Source organism: Streptomyces blastmyceticus (genome assembly GCF_039521185.1).
In the GTDB taxonomy this organism is placed as follows: Bacteria; Actinomycetota; Actinomycetes; order Streptomycetales; family Streptomycetaceae; genus Streptomyces; species Streptomyces blastmyceticus.
In genome coordinates this window covers 304387-324582 of record NZ_BAAABW010000026.1, presented here as the reverse complement: position 1 = coordinate 324582, position 20196 = coordinate 304387, and the positions used below count along the sequence as shown (strand labels likewise).

16 protein-coding genes are annotated in these 20196 nt (G+C 69.2%); 8 read left to right on the top strand and 8 right to left on the bottom strand.

Annotated elements, in window-relative coordinates:
• Positions 1-80: 80 nt before the first annotated feature.
• Positions 81-995, top strand: a complete 915-nt coding sequence (locus ABD269_RS23880; protein WP_344120871.1) for an oxygenase MpaB family protein — start codon at positions 81-83, stop codon at positions 993-995.
• An 87-nt stretch (positions 996-1082) separates the two neighbouring features.
• Positions 1083-1853: an alpha/beta fold hydrolase gene (locus ABD269_RS23875; protein WP_344120869.1), complete on the top strand. Its 771-nt coding sequence runs from the start codon at positions 1083-1085 to the stop codon at positions 1851-1853.
• A 76-nt stretch (positions 1854-1929) separates the two neighbouring features.
• Here ABD269_RS23875 and ABD269_RS23870 read toward each other — a convergent pair whose 3' ends face one another.
• On the bottom strand, positions 1930-2358 hold the full coding sequence (locus ABD269_RS23870) for a PPOX class F420-dependent oxidoreductase (protein WP_344120867.1): 429 nt from the start codon (positions 2356-2358) through the stop codon (positions 1930-1932).
• Between the two features lie 124 nt (positions 2359-2482).
• Here ABD269_RS23870 and ABD269_RS23865 point away from each other — a divergent pair, with 124 nt between their 5' ends.
• Both ABD269_RS23865 and ABD269_RS23860 read left to right on the top strand, forming a co-directional pair.
• Complete coding sequence (locus tag ABD269_RS23865; protein ID WP_344120865.1) at positions 2483-2905, top strand: roadblock/LC7 domain-containing protein; 423 nt, start codon at positions 2483-2485, stop codon at positions 2903-2905.
• Between the two features lie 88 nt (positions 2906-2993).
• Positions 2994-3962 carry a DUF6397 family protein gene (locus tag ABD269_RS23860; RefSeq protein WP_344120863.1) on the top strand — a complete coding sequence of 323 codons (969 nt, stop codon included), beginning with the start codon at positions 2994-2996 and terminating at the stop codon, positions 3960-3962.
• Between the two features lie 6 nt (positions 3963-3968).
• Here the strand turns inward: ABD269_RS23860 and ABD269_RS23855 are convergent, their stop codons facing one another.
• Together ABD269_RS23855 and ABD269_RS23850 are read right to left on the bottom strand one after the other, a co-directional pair.
• Positions 3969-4835, bottom strand: a complete 867-nt coding sequence (locus ABD269_RS23855) for an acyl-CoA thioesterase (protein WP_344120861.1) — start codon at positions 4833-4835, stop codon at positions 3969-3971.
• 46 nt (positions 4836-4881) lie between these two features.
• Positions 4882-7395, bottom strand: a complete 2514-nt coding sequence (locus ABD269_RS23850; RefSeq protein WP_344120859.1) for a DEAD/DEAH box helicase — start codon at positions 7393-7395, stop codon at positions 4882-4884.
• A gap of 133 nt (positions 7396-7528) precedes the next feature.
• Here ABD269_RS23850 and ABD269_RS23845 point away from each other — a divergent pair, with 133 nt between their 5' ends.
• Entirely contained in the window at positions 7529-8320 is a 792-nt protein-coding gene (locus ABD269_RS23845; protein WP_344120857.1) for a metal-dependent hydrolase, read from the top strand.
• Positions 8321-8347: 27 nt separating this feature from the next.
• Here the strand turns inward: ABD269_RS23845 and ABD269_RS23840 are convergent, their stop codons facing one another.
• Positions 8348-10129: an ABC transporter ATP-binding protein gene (locus ABD269_RS23840; RefSeq protein ID WP_344120854.1), complete on the bottom strand. Its 1782-nt coding sequence runs from the start codon at positions 10127-10129 to the stop codon at positions 8348-8350.
• On the bottom strand, positions 10126-11961 hold the full coding sequence (locus tag ABD269_RS23835; RefSeq protein ID WP_344120852.1) for an ABC transporter transmembrane domain-containing protein: 1836 nt from the start codon (positions 11959-11961) through the stop codon (positions 10126-10128). The genes ABD269_RS23840 and ABD269_RS23835 overlap by 4 nt, the downstream gene beginning before the upstream one ends.
• Before the next feature lie 146 nt (positions 11962-12107).
• Here ABD269_RS23835 and ABD269_RS23830 point away from each other — a divergent pair, with 146 nt between their 5' ends.
• Positions 12108-13724: a peptide-N4-asparagine amidase gene (locus tag ABD269_RS23830; RefSeq protein WP_344120850.1), complete on the top strand. Its 1617-nt coding sequence runs from the start codon at positions 12108-12110 to the stop codon at positions 13722-13724.
• A 69-nt stretch (positions 13725-13793) separates the two neighbouring features.
• On the opposite strand, the gene ABD269_RS23825 is transcribed toward ABD269_RS23830, so the two are convergent.
• Positions 13794-14234 carry a MarR family winged helix-turn-helix transcriptional regulator gene (locus tag ABD269_RS23825; protein WP_344120848.1) on the bottom strand — a complete coding sequence of 147 codons (441 nt, stop codon included), beginning with the start codon at positions 14232-14234 and terminating at the stop codon, positions 13794-13796.
• A 163-nt stretch (positions 14235-14397) separates the two neighbouring features.
• On the opposite strand from ABD269_RS23825, the gene ABD269_RS23820 reads away from it, so the two are divergent.
• Positions 14398-16212, top strand: coding sequence for an ABC transporter ATP-binding protein (locus ABD269_RS23820; protein ID WP_344120846.1), 1815 nt, complete (start codon positions 14398-14400; stop codon positions 16210-16212).
• A gap of 18 nt (positions 16213-16230) precedes the next feature.
• On the opposite strand, the gene ABD269_RS23815 is transcribed toward ABD269_RS23820, so the two are convergent.
• The gene (locus tag ABD269_RS23815) at positions 16231-17454 is read right to left on the bottom strand and encodes an SGNH/GDSL hydrolase family protein (protein WP_344120844.1); all 1224 of its coding nucleotides are present in this window, start codon (positions 17452-17454) and stop codon (positions 16231-16233) included.
• Between the two features lie 178 nt (positions 17455-17632).
• On the opposite strand from ABD269_RS23815, the gene ABD269_RS23810 reads away from it, so the two are divergent.
• Positions 17633-18967 carry an MFS transporter gene (locus ABD269_RS23810; protein ID WP_344122029.1) on the top strand — a complete coding sequence of 445 codons (1335 nt, stop codon included), beginning with the start codon at positions 17633-17635 and terminating at the stop codon, positions 18965-18967.
• Here the strand turns inward: ABD269_RS23810 and ABD269_RS23805 are convergent.
• Positions 18964-20115 (bottom strand): CaiB/BaiF CoA transferase family protein, encoded by a 1152-nt coding sequence (locus ABD269_RS23805; RefSeq protein ID WP_344120842.1) that lies wholly within the window; start codon positions 20113-20115, stop codon positions 18964-18966. The two genes, ABD269_RS23810 and ABD269_RS23805, sit on opposite strands and share 4 nt — an antisense overlap.
• Positions 20116-20196: the final 81 nt, after the last annotated feature.

The window sequence follows — 20196 nt, the reverse complement described above, 5'->3', positions numbered from 1 at the left end:
AGCCGATTGCCCTGTGGTCGTTCAAGTGTGCCCGGCGCCCGTAGAGTTGAACCTCCGACGAACGAAGGGGCGACTGCCGAGTGAAGCGTTTTGACTGGCTCAAGGAGATCCGGCGGCTCGATCCGGAGAAGGACTTCCTGCGGATCTACCGGATCACCGCGACCATGGAGTTCCCCTGGGACATGACACGCGCACTCGAGCTCGCGCTCTACAGGACCTACGCAGTGCCCAGCATCGGCCGCCTCCTCGGCGCGACCGGAGAGTTCCCCGACCGCACGCAGAAGCGCTATGACGACACGGCGCTGCTGCTGGACGCGGTCGTCGAGCACGGCTTCGACCACGAGAGCGGCCGGTCGGCAATCCGCCGTATCAATCAGATGCACCGCGGCTACGACATCAGCAATGACGACATGCGCTACGTCCTGAGCACCTTCGTCGTCATCCCCGGAAGGTGGATCGACACATACGGCTGGCGTCGCCTCTCCGAGCACGAGCGGCATGCGCTGGCCGCGTACTACCGCACCCTCGGCCGGCACATGGGCATCCAGGACATCCCCCGGTCGTACGCCGACTTCCAGCACTACCTCGACGACTACGAGGACGCCCATTTCGGCTGGGACGAAGGCGGGCGGAGAGTCGCGGACGCCACCCTCGATCTGATGGCGTCCTGGTATCCGCGCAGCCTCGCCCCGCTGGTGCGTGGCGCGAGCCTGGCCCTGCTGGACGACCCCCTCCTGCGCGCGTTCCGCTACGAGCGGCCGCACCCCGCCGCCCGCGCGCTGGCACACGGCGCCCTGCGCGCCCGGGCGAAGGCCGTACGCCTGCTCCCTCCCCGCCGGACTCCCCACTACGTCCGTCAGAACCCCGAGATCAAGGGCTACCCGAACGGCTACGACATCGCCGCGCTCGGCACATTCCCCCAATCCCGGGCCGGTGCGAAGACCCCCACATGCCCAGTCCCTCACGGCCGCCCCACCCCGGACACCACGGAGTGAGCCACCTGCCTCCCACAGCCGCCGACTTCCGGCGCGGGACTCACTAGACTCCTCGGAGTTACTGGTGGGTTCAGCGGGGGAGAAGGCATGCGGCAGGCAGAATTCGGAACAGAAGGTGCCCAGATACGCTGGACGGAGGCGGAAGGGCGTGGGCCCGCACGCGTCTATGTCCACGGCCTGGGGTCGGCTTCGTCCGTGTACCACGCTCACATCGCCGCAGACGCGACGCTCGCGGGCCGCCGTTCCCTCTTCGTCGACCTGCCGGGGCACGGCATCAGCGACCGTCCCGCCGCGTTCGGCTATGGCCTTGAAGAGCACGCCGATGCGCTCGCCGCGGTCCTGGATGCGGCCGGCGCCGCGGGCGCCGAGGTTATCGGCCACAGCATGGGCGGGGCGGTCGCCATCGTGCTTGCGACCCGGCGCCCGGACCTGGCCTCGCGCCTCGTCCTGGCCGAGGCGAACCTCGACCCGAACCCGCCCCGGACGGCCGGGAGCAGTGGCATCGCGTCCTATACGGAGAGGGACTTCGTGCGGGGCGGGGGCTTCACGGAGACGCTGGAACGGGTCGGCCACATCTGGCGGGCGACGATGCGGTTGGCGGACCCGACGGCCCTGCACCGTTCCGCGGCCGGGCTGATCCGCGGCACCGACCCCACAATGCGCCGCCAGCTGATGGACCTGACCATTCCGCGCACCTATCTGATGGGGGAGTTGAGCGGTGCCCTGCAGGGGTGTGCCGAACTGGCCGCCTCCGGAGTGGACGTGGTGACCGTGGCCGGCGCCGGGCACAACATCATGTTCGACAACCCCGCGGCCTTCGTCGCGGCGATCGCGGGGCAGCCCGCCCCGACGTCGTAACTCCGCCCCGGTCCGGCGCCCCTTCGGGGTGGGGGCGCCGTTGCGGACCGGTCGGGCCGAGACCGTCGGGCGATCTCTAGTCGGCCACCGAGGCCAGGGCCACGACCTTGTCGATCCGGACGCGGACCACCAACTCACCAGGCACGCCATTGCGCGCCCCGTACTCCTCCGCGCGTTCGTCGCCCATATAGCGCGCGGCGATTCTGGTCGCCCAGGTGCGTACCTCATCGAGGTCATCGCTCAACTCGGCGCGCCCTTGCACGGTGACGAACGAGAACGGGGGCCGGTCGTCGTCCACGCAGAGCGCGATCCGGCCGTCGCGAGCGAGGTTGCGGCCCTTGACCGTGTTTTCGCCGGTGTTGAAGACCAGGTCGTCCCCATCGAGCACAAACCAGATGGGCGCGATGTGCGGGCTTCCGTCAGCGCGAACCGTCGAAAGTTTTCCGGTGCGGGTACCCATGGAAAGAAAGGCGTGCCACTCGTCCTTGTTCATTTTCTGTGCCATGTCCCCATCTTGTGCCAACTGGCGCACAGACGTGTGCCGACAGGCCGGGCGGGTTGCTGACAGCCCGCAGGTGAGCGAGGCTGGCACGGCAGTTACGGGGAACGGCGGAACGGGGAGGCGGGGCATGGCACTCAGCAAGGGGCTCGACTGGATGCTGGACGACCTGACCGAGCGCGTCGAACACATACGCCACGCATTGGTGCTGTCCAACGACGGGCTGGTGACGGGCGCGAGCGCGACTCTCGAAAGGGAGGAAGCCGAGCACTTGGCCGCGGTCGCCTCCGGACTGCACAGCCTGGCCAAGGGGACGGCCCGGCAATTCCGGGCGGGCCGGGTGCGACAGACGATGGTCGAATTCGACGAAGGCGTCCTCTTCGTGACGGCCGCGGGCGACGGGAGTTGCCTCTGTGTCCTCGGCGGACCCGAGGCCGATATCGGCCATGTCGCCTATGAGATGACCCTCTTGGTCAACCGCGTCGGCGAGCACCTGAGCGTGGAGACGCGGCAGCAGGACGCTCCTCGCGGAGAGGCCGACCGCAAGCCCTGACCGAAGTTATCCACAGGGTGAACGCGGTGTCGCACTCCGCCGCTACAGTCGTCACTGTCAGTGATTGATCCGTGGCGGGGAGGGTGTCATGACGGTGCAGCAATGCCAGGAGCCGGGCACGGCGACGGCCGGGGTCCCGTTCGGGCGGGCGGCCAGGGAGCTGGAGCTCAAGCCGCGTGAGTTCGAACTGGCCGTGCAGCTGGGCCACGTACGGACCGTCGCGTCCGGGCCCGGCGGGCGACGACGGGTCCCACGTGACGAGATCGAGAGGCATACGGCCGGGTCCGGGTTCCCCGACACGCTCCGCACCCGGGTGTGGGTGGTCGGCACCGCCGAGGGCGCCGAGCTGATGGGCATCAGCCCGGCCCGGTTCGGGCGCCTCGCGAGAGCAGGCTGCTTCGCGCCCGTGAGGTTCTACGTCAACAGATATCGCGCGGTGGTCTGGCACTATCTCGCGGCCGATCTCGTGGAGTTCGCCGACGCGAACCCTGAGCTGCTCACCGGCCGCACCCCTCCGGCATTGCGCACGGCCCTGGCGGAGCGGCAGGACAGGCGGGCCCGAACCTGGCGCGCCCGACGGATCGACCAACTGCTGGCCCTGGCCGAGGGCCCATGGGAACGGGCCGCGGTCATGGCATCGGTGCTCGGCCCCGAGCAGTTGGCCGATGCTGTCCCCGACCCCTATGAACGCGCCTACGTGAGCACGATGCGCCCGGAGCTCGCCCACGGGCGCCCGAACGCCGCGGCCGGTCGCGAGGTCATCGACAGAGTGACCCTGGCCGAGGAACCGGACGAGATCGAGCGGCACCGGCGCAGGCTCACCATCGCGCTCGCCGAAGCCCGCGCGATCCGGGAAGCGCCGAGACCGGAGGGGCCGCGGATCGACGAGACACCGACTGCCCCCACCCGGGCGACAACGGAGCCCACGGTCACCACCGCAGGGCCACTCGCGAACGGGGCCGACGTAACACCGGCGGGGCGACAGGCGAAACCGTCGGGGCTCCGCGCGCTGTGGAGAAGGCTGCGACGGGGAAGCATGGAGCCCGCCCGCGACTGACACCGCTCAAGGCACCTTGCGGAACAGACCTTCCTGCATCACGGACACCAGAAGTCTGCCCTCGCGGTCGAAGATCTGGCCGCGTGCCAGACCCCTGGCCCCGGTGGCGATGGGCGATTCCTGCTGATAGAGAAACCACTCGTCGGCGCGGATGGGCCGGTGGAACCACATGGCGTGATCCAACGACGCCAGGTCGAAACCGCGCGGTCCCCACAGCGGCTCCACCGGGATGCGCACCGCGTCGAGGAGCGTCATGTCGCTGGCATAGGTGAGGGCGCAGGTGTGCACGAGCGGATCGTCGCCGAGCGGCCCCAGGGCGCGCATCCACACCGCGCTGCGCGGTTCCGCGTCGGCCAGATCCCGCGCCGTCCAGCGCAGTCGGTCCACATAGCGGATGTCGAAGGCGAGTCGGCGCTCCATGTGCCGCAGGGCGTTCGGCAGCTCGCCGCCGAGGTGTTCACGGATCTCGTCGGCGAGCCGTGGCAGAGCCTCCGGATCCGGCACCTCGGGCATCGTCACCTGATGTTCGAAACCCGGCTCGGGCTGATGGAAGGAAGCGGTGAGATTGAAGATCGTACGGCCCTGCTGGACGGCCACCACGCGGCGTGTGGTGAAGGACCGCCCGTCGCGGACCCGCTCCACCTGGTACACGATCGGCACGCCCGGCCGACCCGGGCGCAGGAAGTACGCGTGCAGCGAGTGGACCGGGCGGCCACCGTCGGTGGTCCGCCCGGCCGCGACCAGCGCCTGCCCGGCGACCTGTCCGCCGAACACCCGCTGGAGGGATTCGTCCGGGCTGCGGCCCCGGAAGATGTTCAGGTCGATCTGCTCCAGGTCGAGCAGACCCACCAGACGGTCGGTGGGACTGGTCATCGCTACTCCTCTGCTGGCGCGGCGCTCGCGGGCGGCGCCTCGGAGGCTACAGCTGACCCACGTCCATGACGCGCACCACCGCGCGGCCTTCCTCGTCGGAAGCCGCGAGATCCACCTCGGCGGAGATGCCCCAGTCGTGGTCGCCGTTCGGGTCGGCGAAGGTCTGCCGGACCCGCCACAGACCGTCCTCGGGCTTCTCCTCGATGCGCAGCAGCTTCGGCCCCCGGGCGTCGGGGCCGGTGCCCAGCTCCTCGTACTCGTCCCAGTACGCGTCCATGGCATCGGCCCAGCGGTCCTCGTCCCACCCGGCTTCGGCGTCCATCTCGCCGAGCTCGCCGACCTTGTCGAGCGCGGCGAGCTCGACCCGGCGGAACAGCGCGTTGCGCACCAGCACCCGGAAGGCGCGGGCATTGGAGGTGACGGGCTTGACCTGGTCGGCGCGCTCCTGTGCCTCCTCCGCCGTCTCGTTCTCGGGGTTGGCCAGCTGCTCCCACTCGTCCAGCAGGCTGGAGTCGACCTGCCGGACCATCTCACCGAGCCAGGCGATCAGGTCCTCGAAGTCGTCGGACTTCAGGTCGTCGGGAACGGTGTGGTCCAGCGCCTTGTACGCCCCCGCGAGGTAGCGCAGCACGATGCCCTCGGTCCGCGCGAGGTCGTAGTGGGAGGTGAACTCCGTGAAGGTCATGGCCCGCTCGTACATGTCGCGGATGACCGACTTCGGGGACAGCGGGTGGTCGCCGACCCAGGGGTGGCTCTTGCGGTAGACGTCGTAGGCGTGGGAGAGCACCTCCTCCAGGGGCTTGGGGTAGGTGACGTCCATGAGGCGCTCCATGCGGTCCTCGTACTCGACGCCGTCCGCCTTCATCGCCGCCACGGCCTCGCCCCGTGCCTTGTTCTGCTGGGCGGCCAGGATCTGTCGCGGGTCGTCCAGCGTCGACTCGACCACCGAGACCATGTCCAGGGCGTAGGACGGGGACTCCGGGTCGAGGAGCTCGAAGGAGGCGAGCGCGAAGGTCGACAGCGGCTGGTTGAGCGCGAAGTCGGACTGGAGGTCGACCGTCAGTCGCACGATCCTGCCCTCGGCGTCGGGCTTGTCGAGCTGCTCCACCACGCCGCCGTCCAGCAGCGAGCGGTAGATGGCGATGGCGCGGCGGATGTGCCGGAGCTGGTTCCTGCGCGGCTCGTGGTTGTCCTCCAGCAGGCTGCGCATCGCCTCGAAGGCATTGCCCGGTCGTGCGATGACCGCCAGCAGCATCGCGTGGGTGACCCGGAAGCGGGAGGTGAGCTGTTCCGGCTCGGAGGCGATGAGCTTCTCGAAGGTGTTCTCGCCCCAGTTGACGAAGCCCTCGGGAGCCTTCTTGCGGACCACCTTGCGGCGCTTCTTGGGGTCGTCGCCCGCCTTCGCCAGAGCCTTCTCGTTCTCCACGACGTGCTCGGGCGCCTGGGCGACGACGAAGCCCGCCGTGTCGAACCCGGCCCGGCCGGCCCGCCCGGCGATCTGGTGGAACTCCCGGGCGCGCAGCGTCCGCACCCGCTGGCCGTCGTACTTCGTGAGCGCGGTGAACAGCACGGTGCGGATGGGCACGTTGACCCCGACGCCCAGCGTGTCCGTACCGCAGATGACCTTCAGCAGACCCGCCTGTGCCAGCCGCTCCACGAGCCTGCGGTACTTGGGCAGCATGCCGGCGTGGTGGACGCCGATGCCGTGGCGGACGTAGCGCGAGAGGTTCCGGCCGAACTTGGTGGTGAAGCGGAAGTTGCCGATCAGCTTGGCGATCTCGTCCTTCTCCTCGCGCGAGCACATGTTGATGCTCATCAGCGCCTGCGCCCTCTCGACGGCGGCCGCCTGGGTGAAGTGGACGATGTACACCGGCGCCTGATGTGTCTGCAGCAGCTCGGTCAGGGTCTCGGTCAGCGGCGTCGCGCGGTATTCGTAGGACAGCGGAACGGGACGGGTCGCCGACCGGACCACGGTGGTGGGCCGCCCCGTGCGCCGGGTCAGGTCCTCCTCGAACCGGGAGACGTCACCCAGCGTCGCGGACATCAGGATGAACTGGGCCTGCGGCAGTTCGAGCAGGGGGATCTGCCAGGCCCAGCCCCGGTCCGGTTCGGCGTAGAAGTGGAACTCGTCCATGACGACCTGGCCGATGTCTGCGTGCTTGCCGTCCCGCAGTGCGATGGAGGCGAGGACCTCGGCCGTGCAGCAGATGATGGGCGCGTCCGCGTTGACCGACGCGTCACCCGTGAGCATGCCGACGTTCTCCGTGCCGAAGATCTTGCACAGATCGAAGAACTTCTCCGAGACCAGCGCCTTGATGGGCGCGGTGTAGAAGGTCACCTGGTCGTTGGCGAGCGCGGCGAAGTGCGCTCCGGCGGCGACGAGGCTCTTCCCCGAGCCGGTCGGCGTCGAGAGGATCACGTTCGCGCCGGAGACCACCTCGATCAGTGCCTCCTCCTGGGCGGGGTACAGCGTGATACCCCGCTCCTCGGCCCAGGTCGAAAAAGCTTCGAAGAGGGCATCGGGGTCGGCATGGCTCGGCATCTGATCGATAAGGGTCACGCCTCCATACTGCCTGGCCCAGGGGCGTATCAGAGAACCAGGCGGTCGGACGATGATCATCGGACGCTACGCTGAGTCGCCGACCTGGCGTCAGAAACGCGAGACGTCGGCCAACAAAAGGGGTGAAACGACCATGATGGGACCGGCGCACTCGCTCTCGGGCGCCGCTGCCTGGCTGGGTGTGGGGGCCGCGGTCGCCGCCGCCGGTCACCCGATGCCGTGGCCGGTGCTGGTCGTCGGCGCCCTGATCTGCGCCGGTGCGGCACTCGCCCCGGACCTCGACCACAAGTCGGCGACCATATCGCGGGCCTTCGGCCCGATCTCCCGTTCCCTGTGCGAGATCATCGACAAGCTGTCGCACTCCGTCTACAAGGCCACCCGGAGCCATGGCGACCCGCGCCGCAACGGCGGCCACCGCACCCTCACCCACACCTGGCTGTGGGCGGTCCTGATAGGGGCCGGGGCCTCTCTGCTCGCGGTGACCGGCGGCCGCTGGGCGGTGCTGGGCATCCTCTTCGTCCACCTCGTGCTCGCCGTCGAGGGGCTTCTGTGGCGAATGGCCCGGACGTCCAGCGACGTCCTGGTGTGGCTGCTCGGGGCCACCAGCGCCTGGATACTGGCCGGGGTCCTGAACCAGCCGGGCAACGGCTCCGACTGGCTGTTCGGCGACCCGGGCCAGGAGTACATCTGGCTGGGTCTGCCCATCGTCCTCGGCGCGCTCGTGCACGACATCGGCGACGCGCTGACCGTCTCCGGCTGCCCGATCCTGTGGCCCATACCGATCGGCCGCAAGCGCTGGTATCCGGTGGGTCCGCCGAAGTCCCTGCGCTTCCGGGCGGGCAGCTGGGTGGAGCTGAAGGTCTTGATGCCGGTGTTCGTCCTGCTCGGAGGAGCGAGCGGGCTCGGCGCCCTGGAGCTGATCTGATCTTCCGGGGCCCGGCCCGCCACCGGACTACCGGTGCCAGGAACGCCACAGCGCCGCGTACGCGCCGTCCGCCGCGACCAGCTCGTCGTGGCTGCCCAGCTCGGTGATGCGGCCCTCCTCCGCGACCGCGATCACATCCGCGTCATGGGCGGTGTGCAGCCGGTGGGCGATCGCCACGACCGTACGCCCCTCCAGCACCCTCGCCAGCGAGCGCTCCAGGTGCCGTGCCGCTCGCGGGTCCAGCAGCGACGTCGCCTCGTCCAGCACCAGGGTGTGCGGGTCGGCGAGGACGAGCCTGGCCAGCGCGATCTGCTGGGCCTGGGCGGGGGTGAGCGAGAGCGCGCCAGACCCGACCTCCGTGTCGAGTCCCTGATCCAGCGCACGCACCCAGGCGTCCGCGTCCACGGCGCCGAGCGCGGCCCAGAGCTCGTCGTCCTCGGCGGTCGTACGGGCGAGCAGCAGATTGTCGCGCAGCGAGCCGACGAAGACGTGATGCTCCTGATTGACCAGGGCCACATGCCGCCGCACGCGCTCCACGGGCATCCGCGACAGCTCGGCGCCACCGAGCGTCACCGCACCGGAGCGCGGGGCGTAGATCCCCGCCAGCAGCCGCCCCAGCGTCGACTTGCCCGCCCCGGACGGCCCGACGAGCGCCACCCGGCTGCCCGGCCTGACCTCCAGGGACACCCCGTGCAGCACATCGCTGCCCGCCCGGTACCCGAACCTGACCTCGTCCGCTCGTACGTGCCGGCCCTTCGGCTCCGTGCTCCCGCCCCCGTCGTCGGGTTCGATCTCACGGACCCCCACCAGCCGGGCCAGCGATACCTGAGCGACCTGGAGCTCGTCGTACCAGCGCAGGATCAGCCCGATCGGATCGATGAGCATCTGCGCGAAGAGCGCGCCGGTTGTCAGCTGACCGACCGAGACCCACCCCTGGAGGACGAAGACACCACCGATGATCAGCACCGAGCCGAACACCAGCGTGTGCGTCACATTGATCACTGGAAACAGCACCGAGCGCAGCCACAGTGTGTAGCGCTCCCACTGCGTCCACTCCGAGATCCGCCGGTCGGACAGCGCGACCCGGCGCGCGCCCAGCCGGTGCGCCTCGACGGTCCGACCCGCGTCCACGGTCTCCGTCAGCGACGCGGCGACCGCCGCGTACCCCGCGGCCTCGGACCGGTAGGCGCTCGGCGCCCGCCGGAAGTACCAACGGCAGCCCGCCACCAGCACCGGCAGCGCGACCAGCACGCACAGGGCCAGCGGCGGCGCCGTCAACGTCAGCGCGCCCAGCAGCAGTCCCACCCATACGAAGCCGATCGCCAGCTGCGGCACGGCCTCCCGCATGGCGTTCGCCAGCCGGTCGATGTCCGTGGTGATGCGGGACAGCAGATCGCCCGTACCCGCGCGCTCCAGAACGCCGGGAGGCAGCGCCACCGACCGGACGAGGAAGTCCTCGCGCAGATCCGCCAGCATCTCCTCGCCGAGCACCGACCCGCGCAGCCGCACCAACCGTACGAACAGGGTCTGCGCGGCCAGAGCGACGGCGAACAGCGAGATCGTGCGCCCCAGATGAAGGTCACGCGCGCCCGAGGACAGCTCCTCGACCAGACCGCCGAGCAGATACGGGCCGACCATGGACGCGGTCACGGCCAGCGCGTTCACCGTCACCAACAGGACGAAGGCCTTCCGGTGCCGGCGGAACAGCCCGCGCACGTAGGCCCGCACGGTCGACGGTGAGGCCACGGGCAAGGTGGTCGCCGACTCCGGTGCCGCCGGGTCGTGCGCCGGTAGCGCCACGCCGATCATGCCGACTCCTCGATGTGTTCGATCTTCTTGAGCTCGGTGAGCTCCGACTCCAGTGCCGCGGTCACCGCGGCCTTCTCCGTGTGGCTCTCCGCGTCTGTCTCCCGTGTGACGACAGCGCGATAGCCGGCCTCGCGCAGCAGCTCACGGTGCGTGCCCTCGGCCGCGACGGAGCCCTGTTGCACGAACACCACGCGGTCCGCCCGGTCGAGCAGCAGCGGACTGGAGGAGAACACCACGGTGGTACGGCCCGTCCGCAGGGCCTTCAGCCCGTCCGCGATCCGCGCCTCCGTGTGCGAATCCACAGCCGAGGTCGGCTCGTCGAGCACCAGCACCTGCGGATCGGTCACCAGCGACCGTGCCAGGGCCAGCCGCTGGCGCTGCCCGCCCGAGAGCGAACGGCCGCGCTCGGTGATCCGCGTCCGCATCGGATCACCGGAATCGTCCGCCGATGCCTGCGCCAGCGCGGTCAGCACATCACCGCACTGCGCCGCGGCCAGTGCCGCGTCGGTGCCGACGGCCCCCGAGGCAGGCACGTCCAGCAGCTCCGCGAGCGTGCCCGACAGCAGCACCGGGTCCTTGTCCTGGACGAGGACGGCGGCACGGGCCGCGTCCAGCGGGAGCTCGTCCAGCGCCACGTCACCGAGCCGGGCCGAAGCCACACCGGTGCTGTCGCCCGCCGCGTGCCCGCCCAGCCGGTCGGCCAGCCTTCCGGCGGCATCCGGGTCCCCGCAGACCACCGCGGTCAGCAGGCCGGCCGGTGCGAGCACGCCGCTCGCCGGGTCGTGGAGGTCGCCCGCCGGCGCCGGGCCGTGGTACCCGTCGTCCGATGTCGGTACGGTGCGCCGCAGCGCGAGTACCTTCGCCGCGCGCGCCGCGGACGGACGGGAGAAGGAGTACGCCATGGCGATCTCCTCGAACTGACGCAGCGGGAAGAGCAGGAAGGTGACCGTGCCGTAGACGGTGACCAGCTCGCCGACGCCGATGCGGCCGTCCTGGACCAGCCCGACGCCGTACCAGACCACCGCGATCAGCAGCAGCCCCGGCAGCGCCACCTGGACAGCGGCGATCAGCGCCCACATCCGGGCGCTGTGCACGGCTGCCTTGCGGACCTCCTGCGACGCGCGCCGATAGCGGGCCAGGAAGAGCTCCTCGCCGCCGATGCCCCGCAGTACCCGCAGCCCGGCCACCGTGTCCGAGGCCAACTCCGTCGCCCGGCCCGCCTTCTCGCGCTGCTCGTCCGCCCGCTTCGTCGCACGAGGCAGCAGCGGCAGCACGGCCAGCACCAGGACGGGCACGCCGACCGCGACCACGACGCCCAGCGCGGGCTGGTAGATCACCAGGGCCACGCACACCGCCACAGTGGTGAGCGCGGCCGAGGCGAAGCGCGACAGCGCCTCCACGAACCAGCCGATCTTCTCGACGTCACCGGTCGAGACGGCGACCACCTCACCCGCTGCGACCCGCCGGGTCAGAGTGGCTCCCAACTCGGCCGTCTTCCGGGCCAGGAGCTGCTGCACCCGGGCCGCTGCCGTGATCCAGTTGGTGATGGCCGTACGGTGCAGCATCGTGTCGCCCACAGCGATGAGAGTGCCGAGCAGCACCATCAGGCCACCCGCCAGAGCCAGCCGTATGCCCGACCGGTCGACGACCGCCTGCACGGCGACGCCCAAGGTCACCGGCAGCACGGCCACGGACGCCATGTGCAGGGTGCCCCACAGCATGGCCTTGATCTGGCCCGCCAGTTGGTTCCGCCCCAGCCAGAGCAGCAGGCGCGGACCGGAACGCACATCGGGCCGACCGGGATCGGGATAGGGGAGATCGCGAATCTGCATGACATCCCGAGTTCGAGTGGAGGGTGGGAGCGCTGAAAGGTTCGCGCCACCGGAGTGCCACATTCAACTGGTTTTCCCGCAGGAGCGACGCATCAGGCCAAAGGGGCTCTGGCGCGCCGCTCCATGACGCGCTTCACTCCTGCCCCATGAGACGACTGCTTCTCTCGCTGTGTGCCGCGGTCACCGGACTGTTGCTGGGCGTGAGCCCGGCGACGGCCGCGGCGCCGCCGGCCGAGTTCGGCACCACCTGGCACGACCCGGTCACAGCCGCCCCGCCGATACCCACCCCGGACACCAGGTCCTGCAGGGTGACCGTCGCCGACACGGAGTTCCGCGACTACACGCCCTACCGGAGCACGTACATACCGCCCAAGCGCTGCGGCGACCATTGGAACAAGGTGGTCCTGCGGCTCGAAGGGGCCGTCGCCGGGCGGCAATTCGACCGCCTGGGCTACCTGCACATCGGTGGCGTCGAAGTGCTGCGCACGTCCACTCCCGAGCCGTCCCCGAAGGGCATCACCTGGAACGTGGAAAAGGACGTCACCCGCTACGCCGCCACGCTGCGTGGCGAGCAGCCTGTCGAGATGCTCATCGGCAACACCGTGGACGGTACGTACACCGGCGTCATCAAGGTCAAGGTGACGCTGACGTTCTACGCTGCCGAAGGACCGGTGAAAGCGGCGTCCACCCCGGACAAGGTCCTCACCCTGGACGGGGCCCACAGCGTGGGCGCGGCCTACGAAGGCCAACTGACCACGCCGCGCAACAGCGAGAAGATCGTGGCCGAGGTCTATGCGACGGGCTCGGGTGGCGGCTGTGAGGAGTTCTGGTATCTCACCGTGCCCGACTCGGCGCCGTACTCGTGCAAGGCCAAGGACGGCCCCTATCGCGAGGTCCAGGTCGCGGTGGACGGCCGCCTGGCGGGAATCGCCGCGCCGTTCCCGACCGTATGGACCGGAGGCTGGTCGAACCCCTTCTTGTGGTATGTCGTACCAGGTCCGCGCGCCTTCGATGTGCGGCCGATCGAATACGACCTCACGCCCTTCGCCGGGCAGCTGAACGACGGCAAGCCGCACCGCATCACGGTCTCCGTCGCGGGACTGCCCGAGGGACAGAGCGGCTGGAGCACGCCCACCAACATCCTGGTCTGGCAGGACGCCAAGTCGTCCGACCTCACCGGCGCGTTGACCACTCATGATGCGGGTGCCCCCCGCAACACCACCGCCTACGAACCCGGCACCGAGCGTCACTTGCGAGCCGACGGCGGACATTCCCTGACCGTCGCGGGCTATCTCGACACCTCGCACGGCCGTGTGACGACGACCGTCACACGGAACATTACGGGCAACTCCGACCACCGCTGGAACGAGAACGAGACGACGGACGCACTCCAGGCGCGCTGGAACGACGACGAGACGGTCACTGTCACAGGCCGTGGCCCCGCCGCTGTCACCCGCACTCACCGGACGTACACCATGGACGGGGAGACGACGGTTTCTACGGCAGACCGTCTGCGGACCGTGATGACGATGGGGGACCGGTCGGACAGCGTCACTCTGCGTGCGGGCCGGCGCCTCGACTGGTCGAGCTTCGACGACACCTACAAGGGCGATGCCGCGTACAACCAGAACGTGCCACGGGAGCAGCGGCACGCGACCGGTGTCTCGCGTGAGCGGTACCGCCTCGACGGCCCCGGCAGTTGCTACGACCGGATGCTGGCGACGGCCCAGGGCGAGCTGACGGAGGACCGGCGGCGCTGCTGAACGGCGCGGTCGGACGGGCTCCGGGGATCGCCGCCCCCGGAGCTCTCCGCCCGGCGGCCCGCTCCTTCGTCAGCAGCGCTGGTCCGGGCTGTTCAACAGCTCGGTCAGCAGACTGCCGAGCAGCTCGCGCTGGTCGGTGGAGAGCGGGGCGAGGATGTCCTCGACGGCGGCCCGCCGCGCGGCCCGCAGTGCGCGCAGGGTGGAGCGGCCGTGATCGGTGAGCTCGATCCGGATGACGCGCCGGTTGGTGGGGTCCGGGACCCGGCGCACCGAGTCGTTCTCCTCCAGGGCGTCGACCAGCGTGGTCACGGCGCGTGGGACGACCTCGAGCCGCTGGGCGAGGTCCGCCATGCGGGGCGGCTCCTCGTAGTGCGCGACGGTGCGGAGCAGCCGGGCCTGGGCGGGTGTGATGCCGACCGGGTCCAGATAGAGCTTCTGCGCCCGGTGGAGCCTGCGGGTGAGGCGCAGCAGCTGTTCGGCGAGCTGGCCGGACGAATCGGGGGCGGTCATGATCCCCAGATTACAGGACCCAGTGCATTGTGAGTATAGGTAACAGTGAGCTATGCTCGCTACGCGGTCGGATCTCCATCGCCGACCCCGCGGGCCGACGCACCGCCGGTCCCGCCCATGCCTCTCTTCCGCACACTCTTCGCGATCAGAGAACTAGGAGCCCATGCGTCACGACGAATCCGACTGGACACCCCCGCCCGCAGATCCGGAACAACCCGCGCAGGTGCGCAGGATCCTCCGGCTCTTCCACCCCTATCGCGGCAGACTCGCCCTCGTCGGGCTGCTCGTCGCCGCCTCCTCGCTGGTCTCGGTCGCCTCGCCGTTCCTCTTGCGCGAGGTCCTCGACGTAGCCATTCCGCAAGGCCGCACGGGCCTTCTCAGCCTGCTGGCGCTCGGCATGATCGCGGCCGCGGTCGTGAACAGCGTCCTCGGCGTGTCGCAGACGCTGATCTCCACCACGGTTGGCCAGCGGGTGATGCACGACCTGCGCACCTCGGTCTACGACCGGCTCCAGCGCATGCCACTCGCCTTCTTCACCCGGACCCGCACCGGTGAGGTGCAGTCCCGTATCGCGAACGACATCGGCGGCATGCAGGCCACCGTGACCTCGACCGCCACCTCGCTGGTCTCCAATCTCACCAGCGTCGTCGCCACGGTGGTGGCGATGCTGGCCCTGGACTGGCGCCTCACCGTGGTCTCGCTGCTCCTGCTGCCGGTCTTCGTGTGGATCAGCCGCCGTGTCGGCCGCGAGCGCAAGAAGATCACCTCTCAGCGGCAGAAGCAGATGGCCGCCATGGCGGCCATGGTCACCGAGTCGCTGTCGGTGAGCGGCATCCTCCTCGGCCGCACGATGGGCCGCTCCGACTCCCTCACGCGGGCGTTCTCCCAGGAGTCCGAACGGCTCGTCGGGCTCGAGGTCCGCGCGAACATGGCCGGGCGCTGGAGGATGTCCACCATCGGCGTCGTCATGGCGGCCATGCCCGCCGTCGTCTACTGGGCGGCCGGCATCGCGCTGCAAGCGGGCGGCCCGGCCATCTCCCTCGGCACGCTGGTCGCCTTCGTCTCTCTCCAACAGGCCCTGTTCCGGCCCGCGGTCAGCCTGCTCACCACCGGTGTGCAGATGCAGACCTCCCTCGCTCTCTTCCAGCGGATCTTCGAATACCTCGACCTCCCGGTGGACATCGTCGAGCCCGAGAAGCCCGTGCGGCTGGAGAAGGTGCGTGGTGAAGTCCGCTTCGAGGACGTCACGTTCTCCTACGAGGCGCAGGGCTCCGGCGAGCCACCGAGAGAGGCGCTCAGCGGCATCGAGCTGGCCGTTCCGGCCGGTGGCAGCCTCGCCGTCGTCGGCCCGACCGGGTCGGGCAAGAGCACCCTCAGCTATCTGGTGCCCCGGCTGTACGACGTGGTCGGTGGCCGGGTCCTTCTGGACGGAGTCGACGTCCGTGACCTCGATTTCGACACCCTCGCCCGCGCGGTCGGCGTGGTCTCGCAAGAGACGTATCTCTTCCATGCCTCCGTCGCCGACAATCTGCGGTTCGCCAAGCCGGACGCCACGGACGAGGAGATCGAGGCGGCGGCCAGAACCGCGCAGATCCACGAGCACATCGCTTCCCTGCCCGACGGCTACGACACCCTCGTAGGGGAGCGTGGTTACCGCTTCTCCGGAGGCGAGAAGCAGCGTCTGGCCATCGCCCGCACGATCCTGCGCGATCCGCCCGTCCTTATCCTGGACGAAGCCACCAGTGCCCTGGACACCCGCACGGAGCACGCGGTGCAGCAAGCCATCGACGCCCTCTCCGCGGGCCGTACGACGATCACCATCGCGCACCGCCTCTCCACTGTCCGCGACGCCGATCAGATCGTCGTCCTCGACCGGGGCCGAATCGCCGAGCGCGGCACCCATCAGGAACTCCTCGCAGATGACGGGCATTACGCCGCACTCGTCCGCCGCGACGCCCGCCTCACGGCGAGCGTCTGACGGCGCCGAGCAGGCCGATCACAGAGAGTCGAGATCCACGGCCGCCGCCATGGCCCGGTAGCCCGCGTCGTTGGGGTGCTTGAAGTCGCCGCAGTCGTAGGCGGGAAGGAGCACCTCAGGGTCATCGTGCGAAGCGAGCGCCTTGTCGAAATCGGCCACCGCATCGTATTCACCGGATACACGGATCCACTCGTTGAGCGCGATGCGCTTGGCCTCGGCTCGCGGGGTGTGGTACTCGGAGCCCTTGAACGGGAGGATGGTCGCTCCGATGACCTTGATGCCACGGCCATGAGCCTGTGCTATCAACCCGCGGTAGGCGGCGATCAATTCCGAAACCGTCACATCGGGGTTGGGCTTGTACGTCTCCAGGTCGGCCTCGCTGAAGCCGATGTCATTCAGGCCGGCGAAAATGATCACCGATCGGACGCCGGGCTTGTCGAGCACATCCCGCTCGAAGCGGCTCACCGCCCGGTCGCCGTACCAGGACGAGTCATGGAGGACGAGATTGCCGCCGATGCCCGCGTTGATGACGGCCCAGGGCTTGCCGGCGGCGGACAGCCGCTCGGCGAGTCGGTCGGGATAGCGGAAGTTGGCCCCCACAGTGGAACCGAACCCATCGGTGATGGAATCCCCGAAGGCGACCACCGTGCCGTGCTGCGCCTCGCCTCCCGACAGCTCGACGTCGGAGAGGTAGTACCAGGAATGGGTCTGCTCCGTGAAACCATCGCCTTCGACGTCGGTCGTGCGGTCTCCAGCGGCACGGAAGCTGTGCGCATAGGCCTGTGCGTGGAAGGTCGCGGGACCGGTGGGAGAGTCGAAGTACAGCGTCACGGTCAGCGAATCGAATCGCTGCACCGTCAGCTCCACCGCATCGGTGACTACCTCCCCGCCCACGGGGACGGTCACTGCCGTCAGGCCGTCGAAGGTCACTTCCCGCACTGTCCCGGGGCGGACTGCGGCACCTTCGCCGGCCAGTGCGAGGCTCACCGCGGACACCACCAACGGCCGGTTGCCGAAACGGTTCGACAGTCTGATCCGGACAGCGGTGCCGCTTCCGGTTACCCGCACCGTCTGGCGTATCGACTGCCGGGCGAAGCCCGACTCCGCCCAGTTCTCCTCGAATCCGGAACTCGGCCGCTGCACCGGAGCCGACCATCCGGCGGACCATGACAGTGCCGCGTCGCGTCGCGCCGTAGTCTCGGCGACCGGTGCCGTCGCCGAAAGCTGTTCCTGAACTGCCATGGTCAAGGCCCTTGTCTCTTCGATGTGTGCTGCCGATGAAGAGCTTGCCGTCCCAAGACTTTGGCACCCAGCCCCTTGCGCCGCGTACGACGCCCATGCGTACCACTGGCGGGGTCACCCTGAGAGAAGGCTCTTCGGACGGGTGTGCGGGGTTGGTGCCGAGGGGATTCAATGGATCATGACGCAATCCGAGTCCCTTCCTGTCGACGGTGGCGGAGCCGCCGATGCCCCGAACCCGGCGACGGCAAAGGGTGCCCGTTCCCCGTCCTCCGTCCGCCAACTCGCCGCCGCCTCGGTCGGCAATGCCGCCGAGTGGTACGACTGGTACGCCTACTCATTCCTCGCGATCTACTTCGCCGACCAGGTCTTCCCCAAGGGCTCCGGGAACTCCCTGGTGCCGCTGCTGTCCAGTTTCGCCGTCTTCGCCGTCGGCTTCTTCATGCGCCCGGTCGGAGGGCTCCTGATGGGGGCCGTCGCCGACCGCCGCGGTCGGCGGGCCGCGCTCACCGTCACCATCCTGCTGATGGGAGGCGGCAGCCTGTTGGTAGCGCTCACGCCTACCTACGCCTCCGTGGGCGTCCTCGCACCTGTGGTACTCGTCATTGCCCGACTGGTCCAAGGACTGTCCGTCGGCGGGGAATTCGCGGCCTCGACGACTTTCCTCATCGAATCGGCGGGTCCGGGTCGCAGAGGGCTGTTCTCCAGCTTCCAATATGTGTCCACGACCATCGGGCAACTCCTCGCCTCCGGAAGCGCAGCCCTCCTGGCCCACCTTCTCACGGACAAGCAAATGGGAGACTGGGGCTGGCGAGTTCCTTTTCTCCTCGGGGCCCTCATCAGCCTCGTCGGTTTCTGGATCCGTCAAGGAGCACGCGAGACGCGCGAGGCGGCACGACAGACAGGTGCGCGGCCCACGCTCTTCGAAGGGGTGCGCCGCTATCCTCGCCAGTCCCTGCTGATCTGCGGAATCACCGCGGGCGGCACTCTTGCCTACTACACCTGGACCACCTACCTGCCGACGTACGCCCAGGTGAATGCCAACTTCGGCAAAGGCGACGCACTGCTAGCAGGGACAATCCCCCTTGCCTTCTTCGCCGTACTCCAGCCGCTCGGGGGCCTGCTGTCGGACCGCGTGGGGCGTAAACCCTTGCTGATCGGCTTCGCGCTGGGATTCGCCGCTCTCGCGGTTCCTCTGCTGCACGCGATCGACGGGTCCTTCGTCTCGCTGCTGTTGGTGCAGTGCGCCGGGATGGTGCTGCTCACGGGATACACCTCCGTGGCCGCGGCGGTGAACGCCGAGGTGTTCCCCGCACGCGTACGGGCCGCCGGAATCGGCTTCCCCTATTCCCTGACCGTCGCGCTCTTCGGCGGCACGGCACCCTATGTCGGCACCTGGTTCAAACAGTCGGGTCATCCGGATGCCTTCCCTTGGTACGTCGCTGGGCTGTGCCTGATCTCCGCCTGCGTCTATCTGGTGCTTCCGGAGACCGCGAAACGCCCGCTCGATCGCTAAGGCGTACCGGGCTCCGGAAATTCCGCGCGGATCGCGGCCGTATGGGCGCCGAGCACCGGCACCGCGCCCATCGCCGCCTCGCGGCCGCTCACCTCGACCGGCGGAAGCAGGCCGCGCAACGGGCCTGCGGGCGAGTCGAATCCGCGCCACCTGTCGCGCGCCGTCAACTGAGGGTGAACGGTGAATTCGGCGACTGTCCGCAGCCGCGCATGGGCGATTCCCGCTACTTCGAGGAGGGCAAGAATCTCATCCGCCGTATGCGGGCGGAACCGCTTCTCGATCAAGGCTGTCAGTTCGTCGTCGTGCGCCTGCCGCAAGGGGTTGTCCGCGAAACGGGGGTCACGGGTCAATGCGGCCTGCCCGAGCACCTCTTCGCATAAGGCCACCCACTCGCGGTCGTTCTGCACACTGAGAAACACCCGGGCACCGTCCCCGCAACGGTAGTGACCGTAAGGGGAGATGGTCGGGTGCCGGGCGCCGCTCCGAGGGACGGGCGGGCCGTCGTATGCCTCTGTGAAATACGGATGCCCCATCCACTCCGCGAGCGCGTCGAAGAGCGAGACCGACAGCTGCGACCCCTCTCCGGTGCGCTCGCGTTCGTACAGTGCGCTCAGTATTCCCGTATAGGCGTACATGCCACCGGCGATGTCAGCGACGGAAATACCGGGCCGGGCCGGTGAGTCGGGATCGCCGGTGATCGAGACCAGTCCGGTCTCGCACTGCACGAGCAGGTCGTAGGCTTTCTTGTCCCGGTACGGCCCCGAGGTGCCATAACCGGAGACATCGCAGGTGATCAGGCGCGGGTGCCGGGCGCGCAACTCCCCGCTGCCGAAGCCGAGCCGCTCGGCGGCGCCGGGCCCGAGGTTCTGTATGAAGACATCGGCGCCGGCGAGCACGCGGTCCAGCAAGGAGCGGTCCGAGGCCGCCTTGAGATCGAGGACAAGACTCTCCTTGCCTCGATTGACCCAGACGAAATAGGCGGAGAGTCCCTTGACGCTGCGATCGTAGTCGCGGGCGAAATCTCCACGGCCCGGTCGCTCGACCTTGATCACGCGCGCGCCGAGATCCGCGAGCTGACGGGTGGCGAAGGGCGCGGCCACGGCCTGTTCGAGGGCGACGACGGTGATGCCGTGCAGGGGAAGCGTCAACTCGACTCCTTGCTTGGATTATATGACCGGCCCTGTGGACAGCCCGTCATGCTCCGATCCCTCCGCGCATAGCCTCGCTTC